Source organism: Cytobacillus sp. QJM3NY_8, from assembly GCF_056173585.1.
Map to the genome: position 1 here is coordinate 1,415,717 of NZ_CM149681.1, position 20,971 is coordinate 1,436,687.

Sequence of the window (20,971 nt, forward strand, 5' to 3'; positions counted from 1 at the left end):
TTGAATCTTAAAAACAGCAGGATTATTTTCCTGCTGTTTTTTTATGCCCTTGCTTTAATTCCTTTGAACACATCTCTGTAAATTCTTTGAAAATGAGCATTGTATGTGAGGTAGTTCACTTATTTAACATGCCGATTATCCTATACTAACGATGGAAAGACAAAATTGCGTTGATGAAACATCCAGGACCTGTGGCTGTTAAGGAGGCATCTCAAATGGGATTTGATAGAGATTTTAATAAAGACCCTTTTATTGTGATATGGGAATTAACAAGGGCATGCCAGCTAAAATGTCTGCATTGCCGTGCGGAAGCGCAATACAGGAGAGATCCGCGAGAGCTTTCCTTTGATGAAGGGAAGTATTTGATTGACCAAATCAAGGAAATGAACAACCCTATGCTTGTTTTTACGGGTGGTGATCCATTAATGAGGCAGGATGTATTCGACATTGCCGAATATGCTGTAAAAAAAGGCGTGCGTGTGTCAATGACGCCCAGTGCGACACCGAATGTAACAAAAGAAGCTATTGAAAAAGCCAAAGAGGTCGGCTTAGCTCGATGGGCTTTCAGCCTTGATGGGCCAAAAGCGGAAATCCATGACCATTTTAGAGGTACTGCCGGTTCCTTTGATTTAACGATCGAAAGGATTAAATATTTGCACGAGCTTGAAATTCCAGTCCAGATTAATACAGTTATTTCGCGTTATAATATCGATTATCTTGAGGAAATGGCTAAAGTTGTAGAAGAACTCAAATGTGTTCTTTGGAGTGTGTTCTTCCTCGTCCCAACAGGGAGAGGGCAGGAAACAGATATGATTTCTCCGGTTGAACATGAGATGGTATTTACATGGCTGTATAACTTAAGCAAAAAAGTTACTTTCGATATCAAGACAACAGCTGCCCAGCATTACCGCCGAGTGGTCATTCAGCAAAAAATGAAGGAAGCGAAGGCTCAGAATGAGGACATTCAATATCTCGATGCACTTACACAGCAAGGGCTAACGGGTTCTATAGATGGTTTAGGCAGGGCTCCTAAAGGTGTGAATGACGGAAATGGATTTGTTTTCATTTCACATATTGGGGATGTTTATCCTAGCGGGCTTCTGCCTGTTAAAGCAGGGAATGTAAGGGAACAGCCACTTGCTGAAATATACAGGGAATCGCCAATTTTTAAAGACCTCAGAAATCCTGATAAATATAAAGGGAAATGCGGACAATGCGAGTTCCGTTATGTATGCGGGGGATCCAGGTCACGGGCATTTGCCATGACAGGGGATTATATGGAAAGCGAGCCGTTTTGTGTTTATATTCCAAAGGCACTTAGAAAGAAAGCGGCAAAATCATAAAAGAAAGGGAGTGCCGTTCGGATGCACTCCTACTCGATGCTGCAATATACGGCAGGGCAGTTTTCACAGCCTATTTCATTTTTTAAATATTCAAGATCTTTGACTGTGATTTTTCCATTTAGAATGGTAATGATGCTGTCTTTTTTCAGTTCACCCAGTATCCGGTTGGTGCTTTCCCTGGATGTGCCGCAGAAATTCCCAAGCTCTTGATTCGTAAGGGGCAGATCAATGAGTATGCCATCCTTAACTTTTATGCCATAGCTGTTAGTCATTCTGATAAGGGTTGAATACAGGGCACCTTTTTTTCCGTTAAGGACGAGATCTCTAAATTTGGTCTGAGTATTACGAAAGTGGTCGCTCATCCATTTCATAAATTCATAAGCCAATGTGCTATTTTTAAATATCTCCTTTTCCAGGACATCTTTTTTTATCACAGCTACTTCGCCAGCTTCAAGAACTAAAGCATTCAATAAATATTTAGGGTTACTGGTAAATAGGGTAAGCTCGCCAATAATTTCATTTTCTCCGCATAACCTGAAGGTAAGTTCTCTGCCATCAGCTGTTATCTTGCTGATTTGTATCTTGCCTGAAAGTATAATATAAAGTTCAGCAGCATCCATACCTTCCTGAAAAATGTAAGCCCCTTTGGAGGTTTTCATACGCCGGTCTGCAAAATGAAGAAGCTCTTTAATCTCAATGGAATGTGTCGGTTTAATGGCTGTGCGAGCCATATTAATCCTCCTTCATAAAACAACTGTCTTTTTTCACAATAATATCATTTGTATAGTGAAAACATTGCCGGCTTTTGTGTCTTTATTGTGGCATTTTCTATTGAAATGGTGTGTCTTTGTTATTATATAAACAATTCCCTATTAACATTGAAACGATTGTATGTTCTAATAGTAGAAGCCCTTAATTTGAGATACCGGGTTATTTCTGTTATTTTAAGGGAAAGGCTAAAATATACATCTGTATAGAAAGCTTATTTAAGTCACTCTTTATATGGAGTTGAACGAAATGGCTAAAACAATCGTTAAAGATAAATTGAATAGACCTTTAAGAGATCTTCGTATTTCTGTCATTGACCGCTGTAATTTCCGCTGTCAATACTGCATGCCGGCAGAAGTCTTCGGCCCGGATTTCGCTTTCCTTCCAAAAAATGAACTTCTGAGCTATGAAGAAATTGAACGGCTGGCTAAAATTTTTGTAAGCCTTGGCGTGGAGAAGATCAGGTTAACAGGCGGAGAACCTCTTATGAGAAAGGATATGCCTAAACTTGTAAAAATGCTTTCAGACATTGAGGGCTTAAAAGATATAGGTCTTACCACAAATGGTGTATTGCTGCCCAAACATGCGAAAGATTTAAAGGAAGCAGGGCTGGTGAGGGTTAACATCAGTCTGGACAGTTTGGATGATGAGCTGTTTGGAAAAATAAACGGACGCAATGTGGGTGTCAAACCAGTTCTTAAAGGAATCGAGGCAGCAAAAGAAGCAGGGCTTGGCGTCAAGCTTAATATGGTTGTTAAAAAAGGCCTGAATGATTCTGAAATTGTCCCGATGGCTAAGTTCTGCAAAGATAACGGCTTACAGCTCCGCTTTATTGAATACATGGATGTCGGCAGTACAAACGGCTGGAAGATGGACGAGGTTGTTACCAAAAAAGAAATTTATGACACTTTAAAGGAACATTATTTATTGGAACCGGTAGATCCGGATTATTTCGGAGAGGTTGCCAAGCGATACCGTTATAAGGATACTGATGTAGATGTTGGGTTTATTACATCTGTTTCTGAATCTTTCTGTTCAAGCTGCACACGTTCAAGATTGTCAGCAAACGGCCAAATTTTTACATGCCTATTTAATGGAGAAGGACATGATCTGAAGGGATTTATGAGAAAAGGCGCCACGGATGAAGAAATTACTGATCGGATTGTTAATATTTGGAACGGCAGAAAAGACAGATATTCAGACGAACGGACTGAAGAGACCATTGCCAGCAGGAAAAAAATTGAAATGTCCTATATTGGAGGATAAAAAAAGCATGCTTTGCTTTGTCACGAGAAATGGACATAGGCGGGCAGGCTTTTTATTTTGTCGTTCAGACTGCAAAAAAACTGCAGCCGTTATTGGCTGCAGATCGTAATGTTTATAAATATCTTGGAAAAAGAATGTTATTCTCAAGGTGAACATGCATGAAGGTTTGGCTTTCCAGATCTTCCAGCCGCTTATACACTAGACGGTACGATCCGCATGCATCTGAAGGTGGAGTATAATCAGATGTAATTTCTCTTAATTCCTTTAAAATTGAACCTGCATGATCATGCTCTTTCTCAAGCTCCCGGATATAGCTGATGATTTCTTTGCGATTTTCAACCTGAGGATCTTCAAGCTTCAGGAGCATTGGAAAAACTGACTCTTCCTCTTTAGAAGTATGTTCAAGAAGCTCATGCTTCAGCTCAAAGAATAATTGGTGGACTTTTAAAAGCTCCTCATGGCTTTCTCCATGGACTCTTGAAACCTTTGTTACATACGGGCTTAATAGCGATAGTTCCTCCTCAAGAGGACGATGATATCGATTGATCACATGTTCAATAATGTCTTCTGATGCACTGTCTGTCCAAACCTCTAAATCATCGGTTTGGTTTTCCTTCTGAATAACCTCGTTCAATTCTTTTATCAGAACCTCCATATCTGCAGACTGATCAGAAACTGCACGCACCAGCGGAATATTTCCACCGCAGCAAAAATCAATGCGATGACGTTTAAAAACATCACTTGTCTTTGGAAATTCATTTACAATATCTTTTACCAGACGGTCTTCTGTAAGATGTATGGTCATTGAATTTTCCTCCTTTTATCTTGTGAACTATCTAAAGAATAAACGAATTTCCTTTTTAATTTGGTGACGGGCATCACACTTGCAGGCTTTTTATAAAGTTTTTTGGGTAGGCTATTTTCGCATAAATTGTTGTTCTTTGCCTATCAATGTTGTCCGTTGATTTCCGCTCCAGGCTGCTCGCTTTCCGCGGGGCGGGCGGTGAGCCTCCTCAACGCTCCGCGTCTGCGGGGTCTCACCTGTCCCGCTACTCCCGCAGGACATTGAGTAAGCTCCCTTGAGTAAACACCGCACGAAGAAAATGCGAGTGCATTTTCGAGGATCTCGCACCTTCCGCTACAATCAACTCAGTAAATAATATAGAAAAAGCAACAAACCTTGGAAAACGGCCTTTGGGTAAAACCATGCACATATGAAACTGAAAGTGTGATGATTGTCATGTTATAAGTTTTCATGTACGTTTATAATAATTGAAATAGAAAAAGCGTTAAGAAAAGTACATAGGAGCTGATATAATGCTGGAAAAAAGAACTCCCATTCCTGTTGGGGAAGCAGTAAAAAAAATCATGGCCTATCAATTAAAAGGAAGTGCAGAATACATATCCATTAATGAAAGCAACGGTCGTTTTCTTGCAGAAGACTTAAAAGCGACCCATGATGTCCCTCATTTTGACCGATCACCATATGATGGATTTGCTGTTCGTTCAGCAGATACAAAGGAAGCTTCAATGGAAAATCCCACAGTATTTGAGGTAGTAGATCATATTGGCGCAGGGCATGTAACTTCCAAAAACATTGGTCCATTCCAGGCTGTGAGAATTATGACTGGTGCGCAAATGCCTGAAGAATGTGATGCCGTAGTAATGCTCGAGCTGGCAAAAGCATATGAAGAAGACGGTAAGAATTTTATGTCCATTAAACGCTCCTATAATAGTGGAGACAATGTTTCCTTCAAGGGCGAAGATGCGAAAAAAGGAGATTCACTGGTCAAGAAGGGGACAAAAATCAACCCGGGAATTCAGGCTATTCTTGCTACCTTTGGCTATGCCGAAGTACCGGTTGCAAAGAAGCCTGTTATCGGATTATTTGCAACAGGCACAGAGCTATTGGAAGTACACGAACCGCTGCAGCCAGGGAAAATCAGAAACAGCAATGCCCATATGATAACAGCCCAAATTGAAAGGGCTGGGGCGGAAGTTATTTATTATGGAAAGCTCCCTGATGAATTTGATACATGTTTCGATGCTGTGAAAGAAGCATTGAACAGCGTGGATATACTGATTACTACTGGCGGTGTATCTGTAGGCGATTTTGATTATCTGCCGGGCATTTACGAAAAGCTTGGGGCAGAGGTCCTTTTCAATAAAGTTGCAATGCGGCCCGGAAGTGTGACTACAGTTGCCCAGCATGAAGGGAAGCTTTTGTTTGGACTTTCCGGAAATCCTTCTGCCTGCTATGTCGGATTTGAGCTTTTTGCAAGACCGATTATCCGGAAAATGCTGTTCTCTGAGAAGCCGCATTTAAGAAAAGAAACAGCAGAGCTCGTGGCTGAGTTTCCAAAAGCAAATCCATTTACACGATTTGTCCGGACAGCTGTGAATTATTCAGGAGGCAGACTGGTTGCGGCGCCAAGCGGAGTGGATAAATCAAACATTGTGATGAGTCTCGCCGGCGCGAATTCACTAATGATTCTGCCCGGCGGAACTAGAGGCTATGGCATGGGCGACATTGTTGAGGTGCTATTGCTTGAGGACCATGAAGGAAGCGAATGGCCATGGTAAAGGAACCTGTTATTTTTCAGGTATCCGGCTATCAAAACAGTGGAAAAACAACATTGGTTAACAAAATAATTTCCGGATTAAAAGGGAAGGGACTTTCTGTCGTTACCATTAAGCATCATGGTCATGGCGGCAAACCCGAAACCCCAGAAGGAAAGGATTCCAGCAATCATATTGAATCAGGAGCAGCCGCTTCAATTGTTGAGGGTGGAGGCAGACTGCTTTTACAAGCTGAGAAGAAAAGCTGGAGCCTGGAGGAGCAAATTAATATTGCCGTGCAGCTGCAGCCTGATGTAGTGCTTATTGAAGGTCATAAAAAGGCTTCATACCCTAAAGCACTCATGCTCAGAAGTGATGAAGATAGGTACCTTATAGAGGAACTGACAAATATCTGTGCACTCTTCTGCTGGGAAGATAAAGTGATTAAGCACAAGGCTGCAGATTTGGAAACTCCGTTTTTCAGCATCCGTGATCCCAAAGGCACTGAGTGGATTATTGAGTATTTAGTGAGCGAAAGTAAGAAAAAGAAATAAGATTAAACAAAACAGTCCATTTTTTTTTGGGGCTGTTTTTAATAATTCTCTAAAAGTTGAACGTTTTGTGGCGATTTGTTTACCAGTGATAATCTTCACTTATTATTTACGCGGAAAATTATATATTATTGGCAGAAAGCAGCGGGGAGGTATTAAGGATGAAGTTATTTATGCCAAAACAGCATGGAGCCTGGGCAATGCTGATCCTGCCATTTTGGCTCGGGGCAGCGGCATCTGATATTATTTGGTCTCATATCCCGTTTTTTTTAGGATGGATATTATTATATCTGGCTACTTATCCTGGCCTTCTCCTATTTAAAAGAAAAAGGATGGCTTTTTATGCAAAGTGGGCTATTATTTATTTGGTTCCGGCTATTTTACTGCTATTATTCCCTTTACTGGTAAGGCCGTCGATTTTCATATTTGGACTTCTTATGATTCCTTTTTTTATCATTAATGCACGCTATTCGTCTAATAACAGAGATAGGGCATTGGGTAACGACTTTAGTGCCATTAGTGCCTTTTCCATAGCAGGCCTTGCGAGCAGCTATTTGCCGCATGGGGAAATTACACCGCTGGCCTGGACAGTATTTGCAGCTTCCATTTCATTTTTTGCCGGAAGCACCTTCTATGTAAAATCAATGATCAGGGAAAAGAAAAACATTTCCTTCAAATGGATTTCGTGGATCTTTCATGCTGCGGTACCGATCCTCTGGCTGCTGGCAGGTGGATGGATTGTATCTGCAGCGTTTCTTCCCAGCCTTTTTCGGTCCATTGCATTTTATGGGAAATCATTTACACCTAAAAAAATTGGGATATATGAAATTGCAAATGCAGCCATATTCTTTTTCATGTTATTACTTGCCATTCATAATTAAAGACCGGCCTGACCAGGCCGGTTTTTTAATTTATCCAGAAATAGCTGTGCTGAGTATAAATAAATATTAGAAATCTTTAAAACTTCAGTAAAATAGGTTGCAATTTTTTCTTTCAGTTTCTATAATAAGAGAAACATAAATTCATAAATATGTATATAAATGATTAAATATACAATTAAGTGTGGAAGGAGCAATTATGAACGTTTCAATCATCGGAACAACCGGATATGGGGGTGCGGAATTGCTCCGTATCCTTAAACAGCATCCAGAATTTAATATTAAATCGATTCATTCAACGAAAGAAGATCTGCCCATTTGGAATGAATATCCCCATCTATATGAAATCATTGACAAGAACTTACAGCGGATTGATCCAGCTCAAATAGCAGACCAGTCTGATATTGTTTTTCTGGCAACACCATCTGGAGTGTCAGGGAAACTTGCTGAAAATTTTTCAGGCAAGAATATAAAGGTAATTGACCTTTCCGGTGATCTTCGAATCCCAGCTCAAGCCTATCTGGAGTGGTATAAACACACTCCTGCTAACGAATCTCTGGTAGAAAAAGCAGTATATGGGCTTTCTGAGTGGCATCATGACGAAATAGCTTCCGCAGAAATCATATCTAATCCTGGGTGCTATCCAACAGCTGCTCTGTTAAGTCTTGCACCAGTTGTAAAAGAAAATTTAATAAAGCCCGATAGCATTGTGGTCGATGCAAAGTCCGGTGTGTCAGGGGCAGGACGGGCACTTTCAAGATCAACAAGCTATGCAGAAGCTAATGAAAACCTGCGTGTTTATAAGGTAAACCAGCACCAGCATACACCTGAGATCGAACAGCAGCTGATGAAATGGAATTCCGCTCTAAAGCCGATTACATTCACGACCCATCTTCTTCCTATCACAAGAGGCATTATGACAACCAGCTATGTTCAGCTGACAAAAGAATACACTTCTTCTCAAATTCTTGAACTTTATCAATCAGTTTATGAAAAACAGCCGTTTATTCGAATTCGTCCTGAAAATTCTTTCCCTTCCGTAAAAGAGGTGGCAGGCTCTAATTTTTGCGATATAGGTGTTCATGTGGATTCCAGAACGGGCAGACTGACAATAGTTTCAGTGATTGATAATTTAATGAAGGGAGCAGCCGGGCAGGCTGTACAAAATGCCAATATTATGAGCAGATTGGATGAAAAAGCAGGTCTCGGATTTGTACCGCTCTATCCATAAGGAGGAAAGATAAATGCAATTAGTATCTCAAACTGAAGTAACCGAACTGCCGACAGGAAGCATCATAACACCGAAAGGCTTTACCGCAGCTGGCGTCCATGCAGGGCTGCGCTATTCAAAAAAGGACCTGGGAATTATATTAAGCGATACTCCTGCACAATGTGCAGCTGTCTATACAACAAGCCATTTTCAGGCTGCCCCTTTAAAAGTTACTCAGGAAAGCATTGCAGCAGAAGGCCTCATTCAGGCTGTTATAGTAAATAGTGCATGTGCCAATGCCTGTACAGGGGACCAGGGGCTAAAGGATGCTTATCAAATGAGAAAGTCAGCTGCAGATAAATTCAATTTAAAGGAACAGCATGTGGCGGTTGCCTCTACTGGTGTCATTGGAGAATATATGCAGATGGATAAGATAGAAGAGGGCATTAAGATGCTGAAGCCAGGCAATGAGGCATTACACTCAGAGGATTTTCAAACAGCTATATTAACAACGGATTTAGTGATGAAGAAGTGCTGCTATTCGGCAGTAATCGATGGGAAAACCGTTACAATGGGCGGCTCGGCAAAGGGGTCTGGAATGATTCATCCCAATATGGCAACCATGCTTGCGTTTATCACAACAGATGCAAATATAGACTGCGGAGATTTGCAATTTGCATTGAAACAGGTTACCGATCGAACATTCAATCAGATAACCGTTGATGGAGATACCTCAACAAATGATATGGTATTGGTCATGGCCAATGGAACCAGCGGTATAAATAAACTTTCGCCGAACCATCCAGATTGGGATGTATTTATACAGATGCTTTCTCAAACGAGTGAAAGTCTTGCCAAACAGATTGCAAAAGATGGTGAGGGAGCAACAAAGCTGATAGAAGTGGAGGTATCAGGGACAAAGTCGGATGACGATGCCAGAATGATTGCTAAACAGATTGTCGGCTCGAACCTTGTTAAGACTGCTATATATGGAGCGGATGCCAATTGGGGCAGAATTATCGGGGCAATCGGACAGAGCCAGCCAGCTATTGATCCGTCTTCGGTAGATATCGCAATCGGACCTATAGTCATGCTGAAAAATAGTGTTCCACTGGCATTTTCTGAAGAAGAAGCAAAAGAGTACTTATCAAATGCCGCCATTCAGATTACTGTGAATCTTCACCAGGGAGCAGGAAAAGGGAAGGCCTGGGGATGTGACTTATCCTATGATTATGTCAAAATCAATGCAAGCTATCGTACCTGAGGGGGATGCCATTTGAAAAGTATTGTCATTAAGTGCGGAGGCAGTGTAATGGAAGAGCTGGGAGACGCTTTCTTTGATAGTCTTTTAGAGTTGAAGAAGGAAGAATACCAGATTGTTTTTGTTCACGGTGGAGGGCCGGCAATTAACAGCATGCTGGAACTTTTTAATATCCCTCATGAATTTGTCAATGGGCTAAGAAAAACGACTCCGGAAGTTCTGGAGGTAGCAGAGATGGTCTTGTCAGGACAATCCAACCGCAAGCTTACCTCAATGATCGAACTGCATGGATTGAGAGGGTTTGGCGTAAATGGCAGTGATGCGGGGTTGCTAAAGGCAGAATTTATCAATCAGGATGAGCTTGGACTGGTTGGTGAAATAACGGCAGTTAATCAGTCGGTACTGGAAATGTTATTTAATGAAGACCTGGTCCCTGTCATTACTCCTATTGCAGCTGCAGAAGGCGGGATGAAATTGAATATCAATGCCGACTATGCGGCGGCAGCCGTTGCCAATGCCATTAAAGCTGAACATTGCATCTTTGTAACGGATGTAAAGGGAATATTCATTGACGGCAACCTCTCTCCTCAGCTTGACGCGGATGAAATTGAACAGCATATTAACGATAAAAAAATTACAGGCGGAATGATTCCAAAGGTTACCTCTGCCTTGAACCTAATCAGCAAAGGGCTAAATAGCGTAATGATTGTATCAGGAAAAGAAAAGTTTTATGAGGAAGGCATATGGAACGGTACGAATATATCTGCCAAGAAGGAGGTCTTAACTTGAGTAATCTATTTCCAACGTATGCCCGGTGGGAAGTGGAGCCGGAAAAAGCAGAAGGAAGTTATCTTTTTGATAAAAATAAGAAGCGCTATTTGGACTTCACCTCAGGGATTGGAGTCTGCAATCTTGGTCACCGTCCAGCAGCTGTACAAAAATCAATCAATGAACAGCTGAATAAATTCTGGCATGTTTCCAATTTATATATACAGGATCAGCAGGAGGCTGCAGCAAAGACTCTCTCTGAAGCTGCGGGCATGGACCTTGTATTCTTTGCCAACAGCGGAGCAGAAGCAAATGAAGCAGCGATTAAGCTTGCAAGAAAAGCTTCAGGAAGGAAAAAAATCATTACTTTTCAGCAATCATTCCACGGGAGAACCTTTGCCACAATGGCTGCAACGGGCCAGGAAAAAATTAAAAAAGGCTATGGTTCCATGCTTGAGACTTTTAAGTATGTTCCTTTTAATGATATTAATGCATTGGAGGAAGAGATTGACGCGGAAACAGCGGCTGTAATGCTGGAAATTGTACAGGGTGAAGGCGGGATTCACATTGGGAATCAGGAGTTTCTTACAAAAACTGAGCAGCTTTGCAAAAAATATGGGGCGCTCCTGATTGTAGATGAAATTCAGACCGGCATTGGCAGAACGGGTAAAGCCTTTGGATTTCAGCATTTTGACCTTACGCCCGATATCGTAACCGCAGCTAAAGGCCTGGGAAGCGGATTGCCAATAGGCGCAGTGATTGGAAAAAAAGCATTGGAAGAAGTATTTGGACCAGGAAGCCATGGATCAACATTCGGCGGGAACCCGATCAGCATTGCAGCAGCTATTGCTACAATGAAGACAATATTTGATGATGATTTTTTACAAGGCGTTCAGGAAAAGAGTGCATATCTTGCTGACAAATTGGCTGAATCGCTTGAACAGATTGAAGCTGTTAAGGAGATTCGCTATCTTGGTTTAATGGTCGGTATTGAATTAGATATCCCCCTTCCATCTTTGTTAAAGGAATTAAGAGCCAATTGCTTGCTTGCATTGCCTGCTGGGGAAAATGTTTTGCGGCTGCTGCCTCCGCTGACAGCATCAAAATCTGAAATAGATGAAGCGGTGCAAATTCTGCAATCCACACTAAAGGAATTTTCAAAATCAGCTGTTTAAGCTGTATTATTTTTCAAGTGTATGAATAAAAATTAACTAGGTTATATAAATATACAGATAGCTTTGGGGTGTTGATAATGGAAGGATACCTTCATTTAAATAGCGGCCATTCCTATAAAGGCCAATGGCTGACGGATCAGCCTGAAAAGGATGTAGAAGGGGAAATCGTTTTTTTTACAGGAATGACAGGCTACCAGGAAGTATTGACAGATCCCTCTTATAAGGACCAAATTATTGTGTTTACCTATCCTTTAATCGGAAATTACGGAATAAATGAGTCTGATTTTGAGAGTAAGAAACCTCATGTGGCAGGGGTTATTGTTTATGAAGGAAGCAGAAATCCTTCGCATTACAAATCGGCTTATTCGCTTCAGGAATACCTTCAGAAATGGAATATTCCATTATTAGGGCATATGGATACCCGATCAATTGTAAAGAAAATCCGTTCAGAAGGAAGCATGCCGGCAAAAATGTCTTCTTCGGAAACTGCCCCCGGCGGATTGCTGCTTCGAAAGGATAAAAAAGTTTGCAAAGTATCTTCGCAAACAATGGAGTGCTGTGGAGAGGGAAGCATTCATATAGTTGTCATCGATTTTGGCGCTAAAAAATCAATTGTGGATTCATTGCTGAAAAGAGCGTGCAAGGTTACATCTGTTCCTTACAATACAAGCTTTGAACAGATTAAAAAACTAAATCCAGACGGTGTAGTGCTTTCAAACGGGCCTGGAGATCCTAAAGAATTAAAAAGCATCCTTCCGGAATTAAAAAAGGTGCTGGAGCAGTATCCGGCATTGGGAATTTGTCTTGGCCACCAACTGGCTGCTTTAGCATTTGGCGGCAACACAAAAAAACTGTCCTTCGGCCATAGGGGTGCCAACCACCCGATTGCGGACATGAAGAAGGGCACAGTATTTATGTCATCACAAAATCATAGCTATGTGGTTGATGAAGAAAGCATAAAAGATACCGGGTTTAAAACCCGCTATGTAAACCTGCATGACCAGTCAATTGAGGGACTAATGCATAAGGTCCTGCCAATCCATACGGTCCAATTCCATCCGGAAGCCCATCCGGGACCTGCGGATGGTGATTATATTTTTGATGAGTTTATGAACATGATTCAAGAGGAGAATAGGAGAGTTTTCGCTTATGCCTAAAGACACCAGCATCCAATCCATATTAGTAATCGGCTCCGGCCCGATTGTCATCGGGCAGGCAGCAGAATTTGACTACGCAGGAACACAGGCCTGCGCAGCATTAAAGGAAGAAGGCTATAAGGTTATCCTTGTTAATAACAATCCGGCTACCATTATGTCTGACAAAGCTTTTGCAGACAAAGTCTACTTTGAGCCGATGACAGCTGACAGCCTTGAGAAGATTATAAAGATAGAACGTCCCGATGGCCTGCTTGCCACACTGGGAGGCCAGACAGGTTTAAATCTTGCTTTTAAACTGAGTGAATCAGGTGTGCTTGAACATTATGGAGTGAAGCTTTTGGGCAGCAGCATTGAATCCATTAAGAAAGGCGAAGACCGGGAAGCTTTTCGTAAGCTGATGAACGAGCTTAACGAACCTGTTCCCGAAAGCATCATTGTCCATGAAGTAAATGAAGCCATCCAATTTGCCCGCGAAATTGGATTTCCTATTATCGTCCGTCCAGCTTATACTCTTGGCGGAACAGGAGGAGGTATAGCAGGAGATTTTGATGAACTGACATCTTTGGTGCAGGGCGGTTTAAAAGAGAGTGCGATCAGCCAATGCCTGGTTGAAAAAAGCATAGCAGGATTTAAGGAAGTAGAATACGAGGTCATGCGGGATTCACAGAATACGTGCATCACTATATGCAATATGGAAAACATTGATCCTGTAGGAGTTCATACCGGTGACTCAATTGTTGTCGCACCTTCACAAACCTTAACAGATGATGAGTATCAGATGCTGAGAACAGCTTCTATCAAGATCATATCCGAGCTTGGCATTATTGGAGGGTGCAACATTCAGTTTGCCCTTGATCCTCATAGTAAGAATTATTACCTAATTGAAGTCAATCCTCGAGTCAGCAGGTCATCTGCCCTTGCTTCCAAAGCAACAGGCTATCCAATTGCCAGAATGGCTGCAAAGCTTGCCGTCGGGTATACCTTATCGGAAATTATCAACCCTGTAACAGGAGATACTTTTGCAAGCTTTGAACCAGCCCTGGATTATGTCATCGTTAAGTTTCCAAAATGGCCATTTGATAAATTTCCTTCTGCGGACCGCAAACTCGGAACGCAGATGAAAGCAACCGGAGAAGTAATGGGGATTGACCGGAATCTCGAACGGGCTCTCTTAAAGGCAATCCATTCACTTGAAGTGAAGGTGAATGATTTGAAATCACCTGGCTTATCAGCTAAATCGGTTACCTCACTTGAGGAACTGCTGTTAAAGCAGACTGATGAAAGATTCTTTACCGTAATTGAATTACTCCGGAGAAATTACTCATTGCAAGCTTTACACTCTATCACAAAAATTGATTATTTCTATCTCAATATACTCAATGAAATGGTAAAGCTGGAAAGGCAAATCTCTGCTTTAACACTTGATGAAGCAACAAAAGAAGAGCTGCAGCTATTTAAGGAAAAGGGCTTTAGTGATAAGTTTCTTGCATTGGAATGGAAAGTTTCGGAAAAAGCAGTCAGGGACAAACGCAAAAAGGCTGGCATTCTGCCTGCCTATAAAATGGTTGACACATGCGCAGCTGAATTTGAAGCACAATCTAATTATTATTACTCCAGTTATTTTGGCGAAAATGAACAAGTAAAGAGTGATAAGAGGAAAGTCCTGATTATTGGAAGCGGCCCCATCAGAATTGGCCAGGGCATTGAATTTGATTATTGCTCCGTTCAGGGAGTATTTGCTCTGAGGGATGAAGGCGTTGAAACAATCATGATCAATAATAACCCTGAAACGGTAAGTACGGATTATACAACCGCTGACAGGCTTTATTTTGAACCGCTAATTCTTGAGGATATCTTAAATGTTATTGAAGCAGAAGGGATTTCAGAAGTCATTGTGCAGCTTGGCGGGCAGACAGCTCTGAATCTGGCATCCGCACTTGAAAATTATGGTGTTACCCTGCTTGGAACTGACTCAAATACCATAGATGCATTAGAGGACCGGAAGCTATTTTATCAGCTGCTGGATGATTTGAATATTCCGCGGATAAAAGGTGATGTTGTCCACTCAGAAGAAGAGCTAAAAGAAGCAGCCGAAAACATTGGATTCCCGATCCTTGTCCGCCCATCCTATGTTATAGGAGGGAGAGGGATGGAACGTATTTCTTCATCATCTGAGCTGGAGGGTTATTTAGCGAAAGGTGATGTCCCTTATCCGATTTTAATTGATCAATTCGTGCATGCTTCAGAAGCTGAGCTTGATCTGGCAGCAGACGGAAATCATATCTGTGCACCTGCAATTATGGAGCATATTGAAAAAACGGGTGTTCACTCTGGCGACAGCATGTCCGTTCTCCCGCCGCAAAATCTTTCAGAAAATGTCCAGAATAAAATGCTAGCCTATGCAAAAGCCATTGTGCAAAAGCTCCGGTATAAAGGACTCATGAATATTCAGTATATCGTTAACGGCGAAGAAGTATTTATTCTTGAAATAAACCCTCGTGCAAGCAGAACTGTACCAATTATCAGCAAGGTAACAGGCGTACAGCTAGTGGGGATTGCGACAAAAATATTGCTTGGGAAATATAGTTTGTCGAAAGATGAAATTCCGGATGCTGCAAAACTCCCATTTGTATGTGTGAAATTCCCGGTTTTCTCTAATTATGCTTTAAAGGGATTGGACAGCAAAGTAGGTCCTGAAATGAAATCAACAGGAGAGGCCATTTCACTCGCACCAAATTTTGAGGCGGCAATCAGAAAGTCTTTCCATGCTGGTTTAAATGATGCTAAAGGCAAATGTGTCGTAATTGCAAACTCTCCAGAAACAGAAGAACTAACTCATTATATTAATAAGGCTAAAGTAGTACCTGTTTTTCTGACTCAAGGCAATATGGATTGGAATGTCCAGGAAACCTTCGCCTTATATAATCCTGGCATAAGTGAAGAAGATAAGAGAATGAGAGAAATGGGAACCAAAAACAGAATTTTGACTTTCAGTGAAAAAGAAACGCTTATTGCATTATTAAAATCAATGTCTGCAGGCGATTGGGATGTTAAATCCATTGAAGATTGGCAGGGCATTAAAAATAATACTGGAGAAAAGGAAGTGGGCGTCTTATGATTTCAATTCAGGCTGCGGATAAGGGTATAAATATAAAAGGAAAAGATTTTCTAACACTTGCAGACTTTTCATCAGAGGAAATTAAGGGGCTGCTGGAAAAAGCAAAGCAATTAAAAGAAGCTCATCTGCAGGGTGCAGAAATTCCCATCCTAAAAGGCAAAATTCTTGGCATGATTTTTGAAAAGTCATCTACACGCACAAGAGTTTCCTTTGAAGCAGGTATGCTGCAGCTTGGGGGCCATGCCTTATATTTAAACAGCCAGGACCTGCAGCTTGGAAGAGGAGAAAGCATTGCGGATACAGCTAAAGTGCTTTCACAGTATGTTGATGCGATTATGATCCGCACATTCTCCCATGCAAAGATCCAGGAACTGGCTCATCATGCGGACATTCCGGTCATTAACGGCTTGACCGATCTTTATCATCCGTGCCAGGCTCTTGCCGATCTCCTTACAATTGAAGAGAAAAATGGGGAGTTAAAAGGCCAAAACCTGGTATATGTAGGCGATGGCAATAATGTGGCCCATTCTTTAATGATTGCTTCTGCCAAGATGGGGGTAAATATCACGATTGCCTGTCCTATAGGGTATGAGCCAGATAATTTTGTTCTCCAGCAATCACAAGAGTTTGCCGAACAAAGCGGTTCAAAGGTAAAGATAACATCTAACCCTGAAGAAGCGGTTGCTAATGCCGATGCCATCTATACAGATGTCTGGACGAGCATGGGACAGGAAGATGAGAATGAACAGAGGCTGAAAGACTTTGCTGATTATCAGGTTAATGAATATCTTGTCCAAAAAGCCAAAAAAGATTACGTCTTTTTGCATTGCCTGCCTGCCCATCGCGGTGAGGAGGTTACAGCGGAGGTCATTGATGGAAATAATTCCGCTGTCTTTCAGCAGGCTGGGAACAGGCTTCATGTTCAAAAAGCCATTCTTTCAGAGATATTATAATGAAAAAGCCTTCTCAGCACAGAGAAGGCTTTTTCATTAAGATAGGAAATAAACCAGCGGTCCAACAATAAAACAATAAATCGCAAAATACTTCAGGTTTCCTTTAGCCATAATATTCATAAACCATTTTAAAGAGAAGTAAGATGCAACTAGTGAAGCAACAAAGGCGATTGTATAGGGAATCGCATATTCAGATAAATTGGGATCCGTTAAAATGTCATTAAAACCAAGAATCATTCCGCCGGCGCTTACCGGGATATATAAAAGGAAAGAGAACCTTAGAGCTGTTTCCTGTTTCATCCCCAGCCCCATTGCCGCTACAATAGTGGCACCGGAACGGCTGATTCCCGGTATCAGGGCAACTGCCTGTGCAAGTCCTACAATAATTGCATCCTTATAAGATAATTCAGCATCATTTTTCCGTCCGCGTAAATTGCGGATCAGCCACAGTGCAAGTCCTGTCACGATAAGAGTAATCCCAACTGTTTTTATATTTGCAAGGTGCATATCGATAAAATCCTCGAGCAAAATGCCGATGACACCTGCAGGAATGGTTCCAATAATCAAGTAAATGATAAATCGAAAGTCTGATTCCGCCTGTTTATCTTTGGTTGTAATGTATGCAAGGCCGTTTCGGATGAGTCTCATAATATCTTCCCTGTATATAAGCAGCACAGCTAATAATGAGGCTGTATTTACAAGGAGGGCAAAGCTAAGGCCTTTGATGTCAAGCCCGAAAAAATGCTGGGCAATCTCCAGATGCCCGCTCGATGAAATGGGAATAGGCTCTGTAAATCCCTGAAATAATCCCAAAAACAAGTATTTAAGCAATGTTAGAAAATCAGTCACAAGTAAATCCTCCATAATCAAATCTCATACCACCCATTTAACTATAAAAAAGGCATCAGAGTAAAGTGATATCCTTTTCATTGCTTTTGTGCGATGCCAATAGTTTCCCTCATGAGAGATGCAAGAGTGGAAATAATAATAAGTGATTTACAATTAAAGGAGGTATTTAGCATGGGGCAAAACAGACAATTCAAGCCTGGCCAGAAAGCGCCTAATAATGGAATTTATATAGAAATTGGCGAAACGGGAAGTAACGTCAATAATCCTCAAATGCTTAAAATGAGAGCTGGGGATCAATTTCCGGAAACATCCAATCATAACCGGCTTTGGACGTATAAAAGAAAGCCTTGATTTTGATTAATGATAAAGAAGATGGGGAAATAGCATAAACAAAGTAGCCATCCCAATTGCGGATGGCTTTTTAGACTGAGAATAAACTGCTGGAAACTTTACATATGAAAAGATTGGATTATAATAAAATTAAAGGTCAAAAAAGGTCAAATAGGAGGTTGCACAGTGGATTTAAATCGGATGACAGAGCGGCTTCAGGAAGGGTTATTAAATGCACAGTCCATAGCAATACGCGAGCAGCATCAGGAAGTGGATGAAGCACATTTATTCCTGGCTTTAACGGGACAGGAAAACAGCCTGATATCATTATTACTGTCAAAAATGCAGATTCCGGCTAATTCTTTTAATAATAAAATGAAGGAAGCACTGAGGAAAAAACCGCAGGTGTCCGGTTCAGGAATGGATCAAGGAAAATTGTATATATCCGGTAAACTGCAGCGGCTGCTGGCGGAAGCAGAAAATTATATGAAGATCTATCAGGATGAATTCATGTCAGTTGAGCATGTTTTCATGGCTGCTGCAGCAGCGGAAACCGAAACGGCAGCAGTTTTAAAGGCTTACGGAATCAATAAAGAAAAAGTGGAGCAGGCGATTAAGGAGATTAGGGGGAATCAGAGGGTGACATCGCAAAATCCGGAATCAACATATGAGGCTTTAAAAAAATATGGAAGAGATCTTGTTGCAGAGGTGAAACAGGGGAAAGTTGATCCTGTAATTGGCCGGGATAGTGAAATCAGGCATGTCATTCGCATCCTTTCAAGGAAAACCAAAAATAATCCAGTTTTAATAGGCGAACCTGGGGTAGGAAAGACAGCTATTGTCGAAGGATTGGCACAAAGAATAGTACGTAAAGATGTGCCTGAGGGCCTTAAGGATAAAACCATTTTTGCCCTTGATATGAGCGCTTTAATTGCTGGAGCCAAATTCCGGGGGGAATTCGAGGAAAGACTGAAAGCTGTATTAAATGAGGTTAAGAAAAGCGAAGGCAGAATTCTTCTTTTTATTGATGAACTTCATACCATTGTTGGAGCGGGCAAGACAGAAGGAGCAATGGATGCAGGGAATATGCTGAAGCCTATGCTTGCAAGAGGTGAATTGCACTGTATAGGAGCTACCACTCTTGAGGAACACCGCAAATATATCGAAAAGGATCCAGCCCTGGAACGGCGTTTTCAGCAGGTATTAGTGCAGGAGCCGGATGTAGAGGATACAATCTCAATTCTCAGAGGGCTGAAGGAGCGCTTTGAAATCCACCATGGAGTCAATATCCACGATCGGGCTATAGTGGCTGCCGCAACCTTGTCAGACAGATATATTACTGACCGGTTCCTTCCTGATAAAGCGATTGACCTGGTTGACGAAGCTTGTGCCATGATCAGGACGGAAATCGATTCAATGCCATCGGAGTTGGATGAAGTTACAAGAAGAGTCATGCAGCTTGAGATAGAAGAAGCAGCTTTACGAAAAGAGAGTGATGAAGGAAGCAAGCAGAGGCTTGCAGACCTGCAAAAGGAACTGGCTGAATTAAAAGACCAGGCTAACAGCATGAAAGCAAAATGGCAGCTTGAAAAAGAAGGAATCCAGAAAGTTCAGGAAAAACGGGAGCAGCTTGAGAAAATACGCCGTGAACTGGAAGAAGCAGAAAATAATTATGACTTGAATAAAGCTGCAGAACTGCGCCATGGAAGAATCCCTTCTTTGGAAAGGGAGTTGAAAGATCTTGAAAGTGCTGTTAACGAGAATCAAGGGGAAAGGCTGCTGAGAGAGGAAGTAACAGAAGAAGAAATTGCCGGCATTGTGGCAAGGTGGACAGGTATTCCAGTAGTTAAACTTGTTGAAGGAGAACGCGAAAAGCTGCTTCGTCTTGAAAGCATTCTTCACGAAAGAGTGATTGGCCAGGATGAAGCTGTCCAGCTTGTGTCAGATGCTGTCCTTAGGGCAAGGGCAGGAATTAAAGATCCTAACCGCCCTATTGGCTCCTTCATCTTCCTGGGCCCTACTGGGGTAGGAAAAACAGAATTGGCAAAGGCACTTGCACAGTCACTATTCGATAGTGAAGAACAAATAATCCGAATTGATATGTCCGAATATATGGAAAAACATGCTGTATCAAGATTGATTGGTGCTCCTCCGGGGTATGTAGGATATGAGGAAGGCGGTCAGCTGACAGAAGCTGTCAGAAGGAAGCCATACTCAGTAATCCTGCTTGATGAAATTGAAAAGGCCCATCCTGAAGTATTCAATATCCTTCTGCAGATGCTTGATGATGGAAGAATCACTGACTCACAGGGCCGTACGGTTGATTTTAAAAATACGGTTATCATTATGACTTCCAATATCGGCTCCCATTTTCTTTTGGAACGTTCTTCTGGTGAAGAAGATATATCTGAAGAAACAAGAGAAACTGTCCTTGGACAGCTGCGGAGCCATTTCCGTCCAGAGTTTCTGAACAGAGTGGACGAAATTATTCTGTTTAAGCCTTTGGCTCTTAATGAAATAAAGAGTATCGTTTTAAAATTAATTACTCAGCTTCAAGCAAGATTATCCGATCAGCATATTAAGTTGAGTATAAATGATAATGCCAAAGAATATATTGCAGAAAACGGATTTGATCCCGTCTATGGAGCCAGGCCGCTCAAGCGCTTTATCCAAAGGAACGTTGAAACAGCACTCGCCCGCAAAATAATCGCAGGTGAAATTAAGGATTACAGTGAAGTTGTCATATCCGCAGATAACGGCAAAATGGAACTGCTGGTAAAATAGG

General features: G+C 41.6%; 17 protein-coding genes. 14 read left to right on the forward strand and 3 right to left on the reverse strand.

Annotated elements, in window-relative coordinates:
- Positions 1-215: 215 nt before the first annotated feature.
- Positions 216-1,343 (forward strand): TIGR04053 family radical SAM/SPASM domain-containing protein, encoded by a 1,128-nt coding sequence (locus AC0VZ9_RS07485; protein ID WP_009331251.1) that lies wholly within the window; start codon positions 216-218, stop codon positions 1,341-1,343.
- A 29-nt stretch (positions 1,344-1,372) separates the two neighbouring features.
- Here AC0VZ9_RS07485 and AC0VZ9_RS07490 read toward each other — a convergent pair whose 3' ends face one another.
- Complete coding sequence (locus tag AC0VZ9_RS07490; protein ID WP_009331250.1) at positions 1,373-2,074, reverse strand: Crp/Fnr family transcriptional regulator; 702 nt, start codon at positions 2,072-2,074, stop codon at positions 1,373-1,375.
- A gap of 286 nt (positions 2,075-2,360) precedes the next feature.
- On the opposite strand from AC0VZ9_RS07490, the gene moaA reads away from it, so the two are divergent.
- The gene (moaA, locus tag AC0VZ9_RS07495; RefSeq protein ID WP_251174414.1) at positions 2,361-3,377 is read left to right on the forward strand and encodes a GTP 3',8-cyclase MoaA; all 1,017 of its coding nucleotides are present in this window, start codon (positions 2,361-2,363) and stop codon (positions 3,375-3,377) included.
- Between the two features lie 112 nt (positions 3,378-3,489).
- Here the strand turns inward: moaA and ric are convergent, their stop codons facing one another.
- The gene (gene ric, locus AC0VZ9_RS07500; protein ID WP_009331248.1) at positions 3,490-4,182 is read right to left on the reverse strand and encodes an iron-sulfur cluster repair di-iron protein; all 693 of its coding nucleotides are present in this window, start codon (positions 4,180-4,182) and stop codon (positions 3,490-3,492) included.
- A gap of 512 nt (positions 4,183-4,694) precedes the next feature.
- On the opposite strand from ric, the gene AC0VZ9_RS07505 reads away from it, so the two are divergent.
- The 10 genes from AC0VZ9_RS07505 to argF all read left to right on the forward strand — a co-directional run bounded on the left by AC0VZ9_RS07505 (position 4,695) and on the right by argF (position 17,007).
- Entirely contained in the window at positions 4,695-5,960 is a 1,266-nt protein-coding gene (locus AC0VZ9_RS07505; RefSeq protein ID WP_009331247.1) for a molybdopterin molybdotransferase MoeA, read from the forward strand.
- Entirely contained in the window at positions 5,948-6,490 is a 543-nt protein-coding gene (gene mobB / locus AC0VZ9_RS07510) for a molybdopterin-guanine dinucleotide biosynthesis protein B (protein WP_009331246.1), read from the forward strand. Before AC0VZ9_RS07505 ends, mobB begins: the two co-directional genes overlap by 13 nt.
- Before the next feature lie 158 nt (positions 6,491-6,648).
- The gene (locus AC0VZ9_RS07515; RefSeq protein WP_251174413.1) at positions 6,649-7,368 is read left to right on the forward strand and encodes a YwiC-like family protein; all 720 of its coding nucleotides are present in this window, start codon (positions 6,649-6,651) and stop codon (positions 7,366-7,368) included.
- Between the two features lie 196 nt (positions 7,369-7,564).
- Positions 7,565-8,596 carry an N-acetyl-gamma-glutamyl-phosphate reductase gene (gene argC / locus AC0VZ9_RS07520; protein ID WP_009331244.1) on the forward strand — a complete coding sequence of 344 codons (1,032 nt, stop codon included), beginning with the start codon at positions 7,565-7,567 and terminating at the stop codon, positions 8,594-8,596.
- Positions 8,597-8,609: 13 nt separating this feature from the next.
- Positions 8,610-9,839 carry a bifunctional ornithine acetyltransferase/N-acetylglutamate synthase gene (gene argJ, locus AC0VZ9_RS07525; protein ID WP_071157539.1) on the forward strand — a complete coding sequence of 410 codons (1,230 nt, stop codon included), beginning with the start codon at positions 8,610-8,612 and terminating at the stop codon, positions 9,837-9,839.
- Between the two features lie 12 nt (positions 9,840-9,851).
- Positions 9,852-10,625 carry an acetylglutamate kinase gene (argB, locus tag AC0VZ9_RS07530; protein WP_009331242.1) on the forward strand — a complete coding sequence of 258 codons (774 nt, stop codon included), beginning with the start codon at positions 9,852-9,854 and terminating at the stop codon, positions 10,623-10,625.
- Complete coding sequence (locus tag AC0VZ9_RS07535; protein ID WP_286676839.1) at positions 10,622-11,779, forward strand: acetylornithine transaminase; 1,158 nt, start codon at positions 10,622-10,624, stop codon at positions 11,777-11,779. Before argB ends, AC0VZ9_RS07535 begins: the two co-directional genes overlap by 4 nt.
- Positions 11,780-11,856: 77 nt before the next feature.
- The gene (locus AC0VZ9_RS07540) at positions 11,857-12,936 is read left to right on the forward strand and encodes a carbamoyl phosphate synthase small subunit (protein WP_192908357.1); all 1,080 of its coding nucleotides are present in this window, start codon (positions 11,857-11,859) and stop codon (positions 12,934-12,936) included.
- Positions 12,929-16,054, forward strand: a complete 3,126-nt coding sequence (locus AC0VZ9_RS07545) for a carbamoyl phosphate synthase large subunit (protein ID WP_251174410.1) — start codon at positions 12,929-12,931, stop codon at positions 16,052-16,054. The genes AC0VZ9_RS07540 and AC0VZ9_RS07545 overlap by 8 nt, the downstream gene beginning before the upstream one ends.
- Positions 16,051-17,007 (forward strand): ornithine carbamoyltransferase, encoded by a 957-nt coding sequence (argF, locus tag AC0VZ9_RS07550; RefSeq protein WP_252246114.1) that lies wholly within the window; start codon positions 16,051-16,053, stop codon positions 17,005-17,007. The genes AC0VZ9_RS07545 and argF overlap by 4 nt, the downstream gene beginning before the upstream one ends.
- 36 nt (positions 17,008-17,043) lie before the next feature.
- Here the strand turns inward: argF and AC0VZ9_RS07555 are convergent, their stop codons facing one another.
- Entirely contained in the window at positions 17,044-17,856 is an 813-nt protein-coding gene (locus tag AC0VZ9_RS07555; RefSeq protein ID WP_375336584.1) for an undecaprenyl-diphosphate phosphatase, read from the reverse strand.
- Positions 17,857-18,027: 171 nt separating this feature from the next.
- Here AC0VZ9_RS07555 and AC0VZ9_RS07560 point away from each other — a divergent pair, with 171 nt between their 5' ends.
- Both AC0VZ9_RS07560 and clpB read left to right on the forward strand, forming a co-directional pair.
- The gene (locus AC0VZ9_RS07560; RefSeq protein WP_009331234.1) at positions 18,028-18,207 is read left to right on the forward strand and encodes a YjzC family protein; all 180 of its coding nucleotides are present in this window, start codon (positions 18,028-18,030) and stop codon (positions 18,205-18,207) included.
- A gap of 165 nt (positions 18,208-18,372) precedes the next feature.
- Positions 18,373-20,970, forward strand: a complete 2,598-nt coding sequence (gene clpB / locus AC0VZ9_RS07565; protein ID WP_251174408.1) for an ATP-dependent chaperone ClpB — start codon at positions 18,373-18,375, stop codon at positions 20,968-20,970.
- Position 20,971 lies beyond the last annotated feature (1 nt).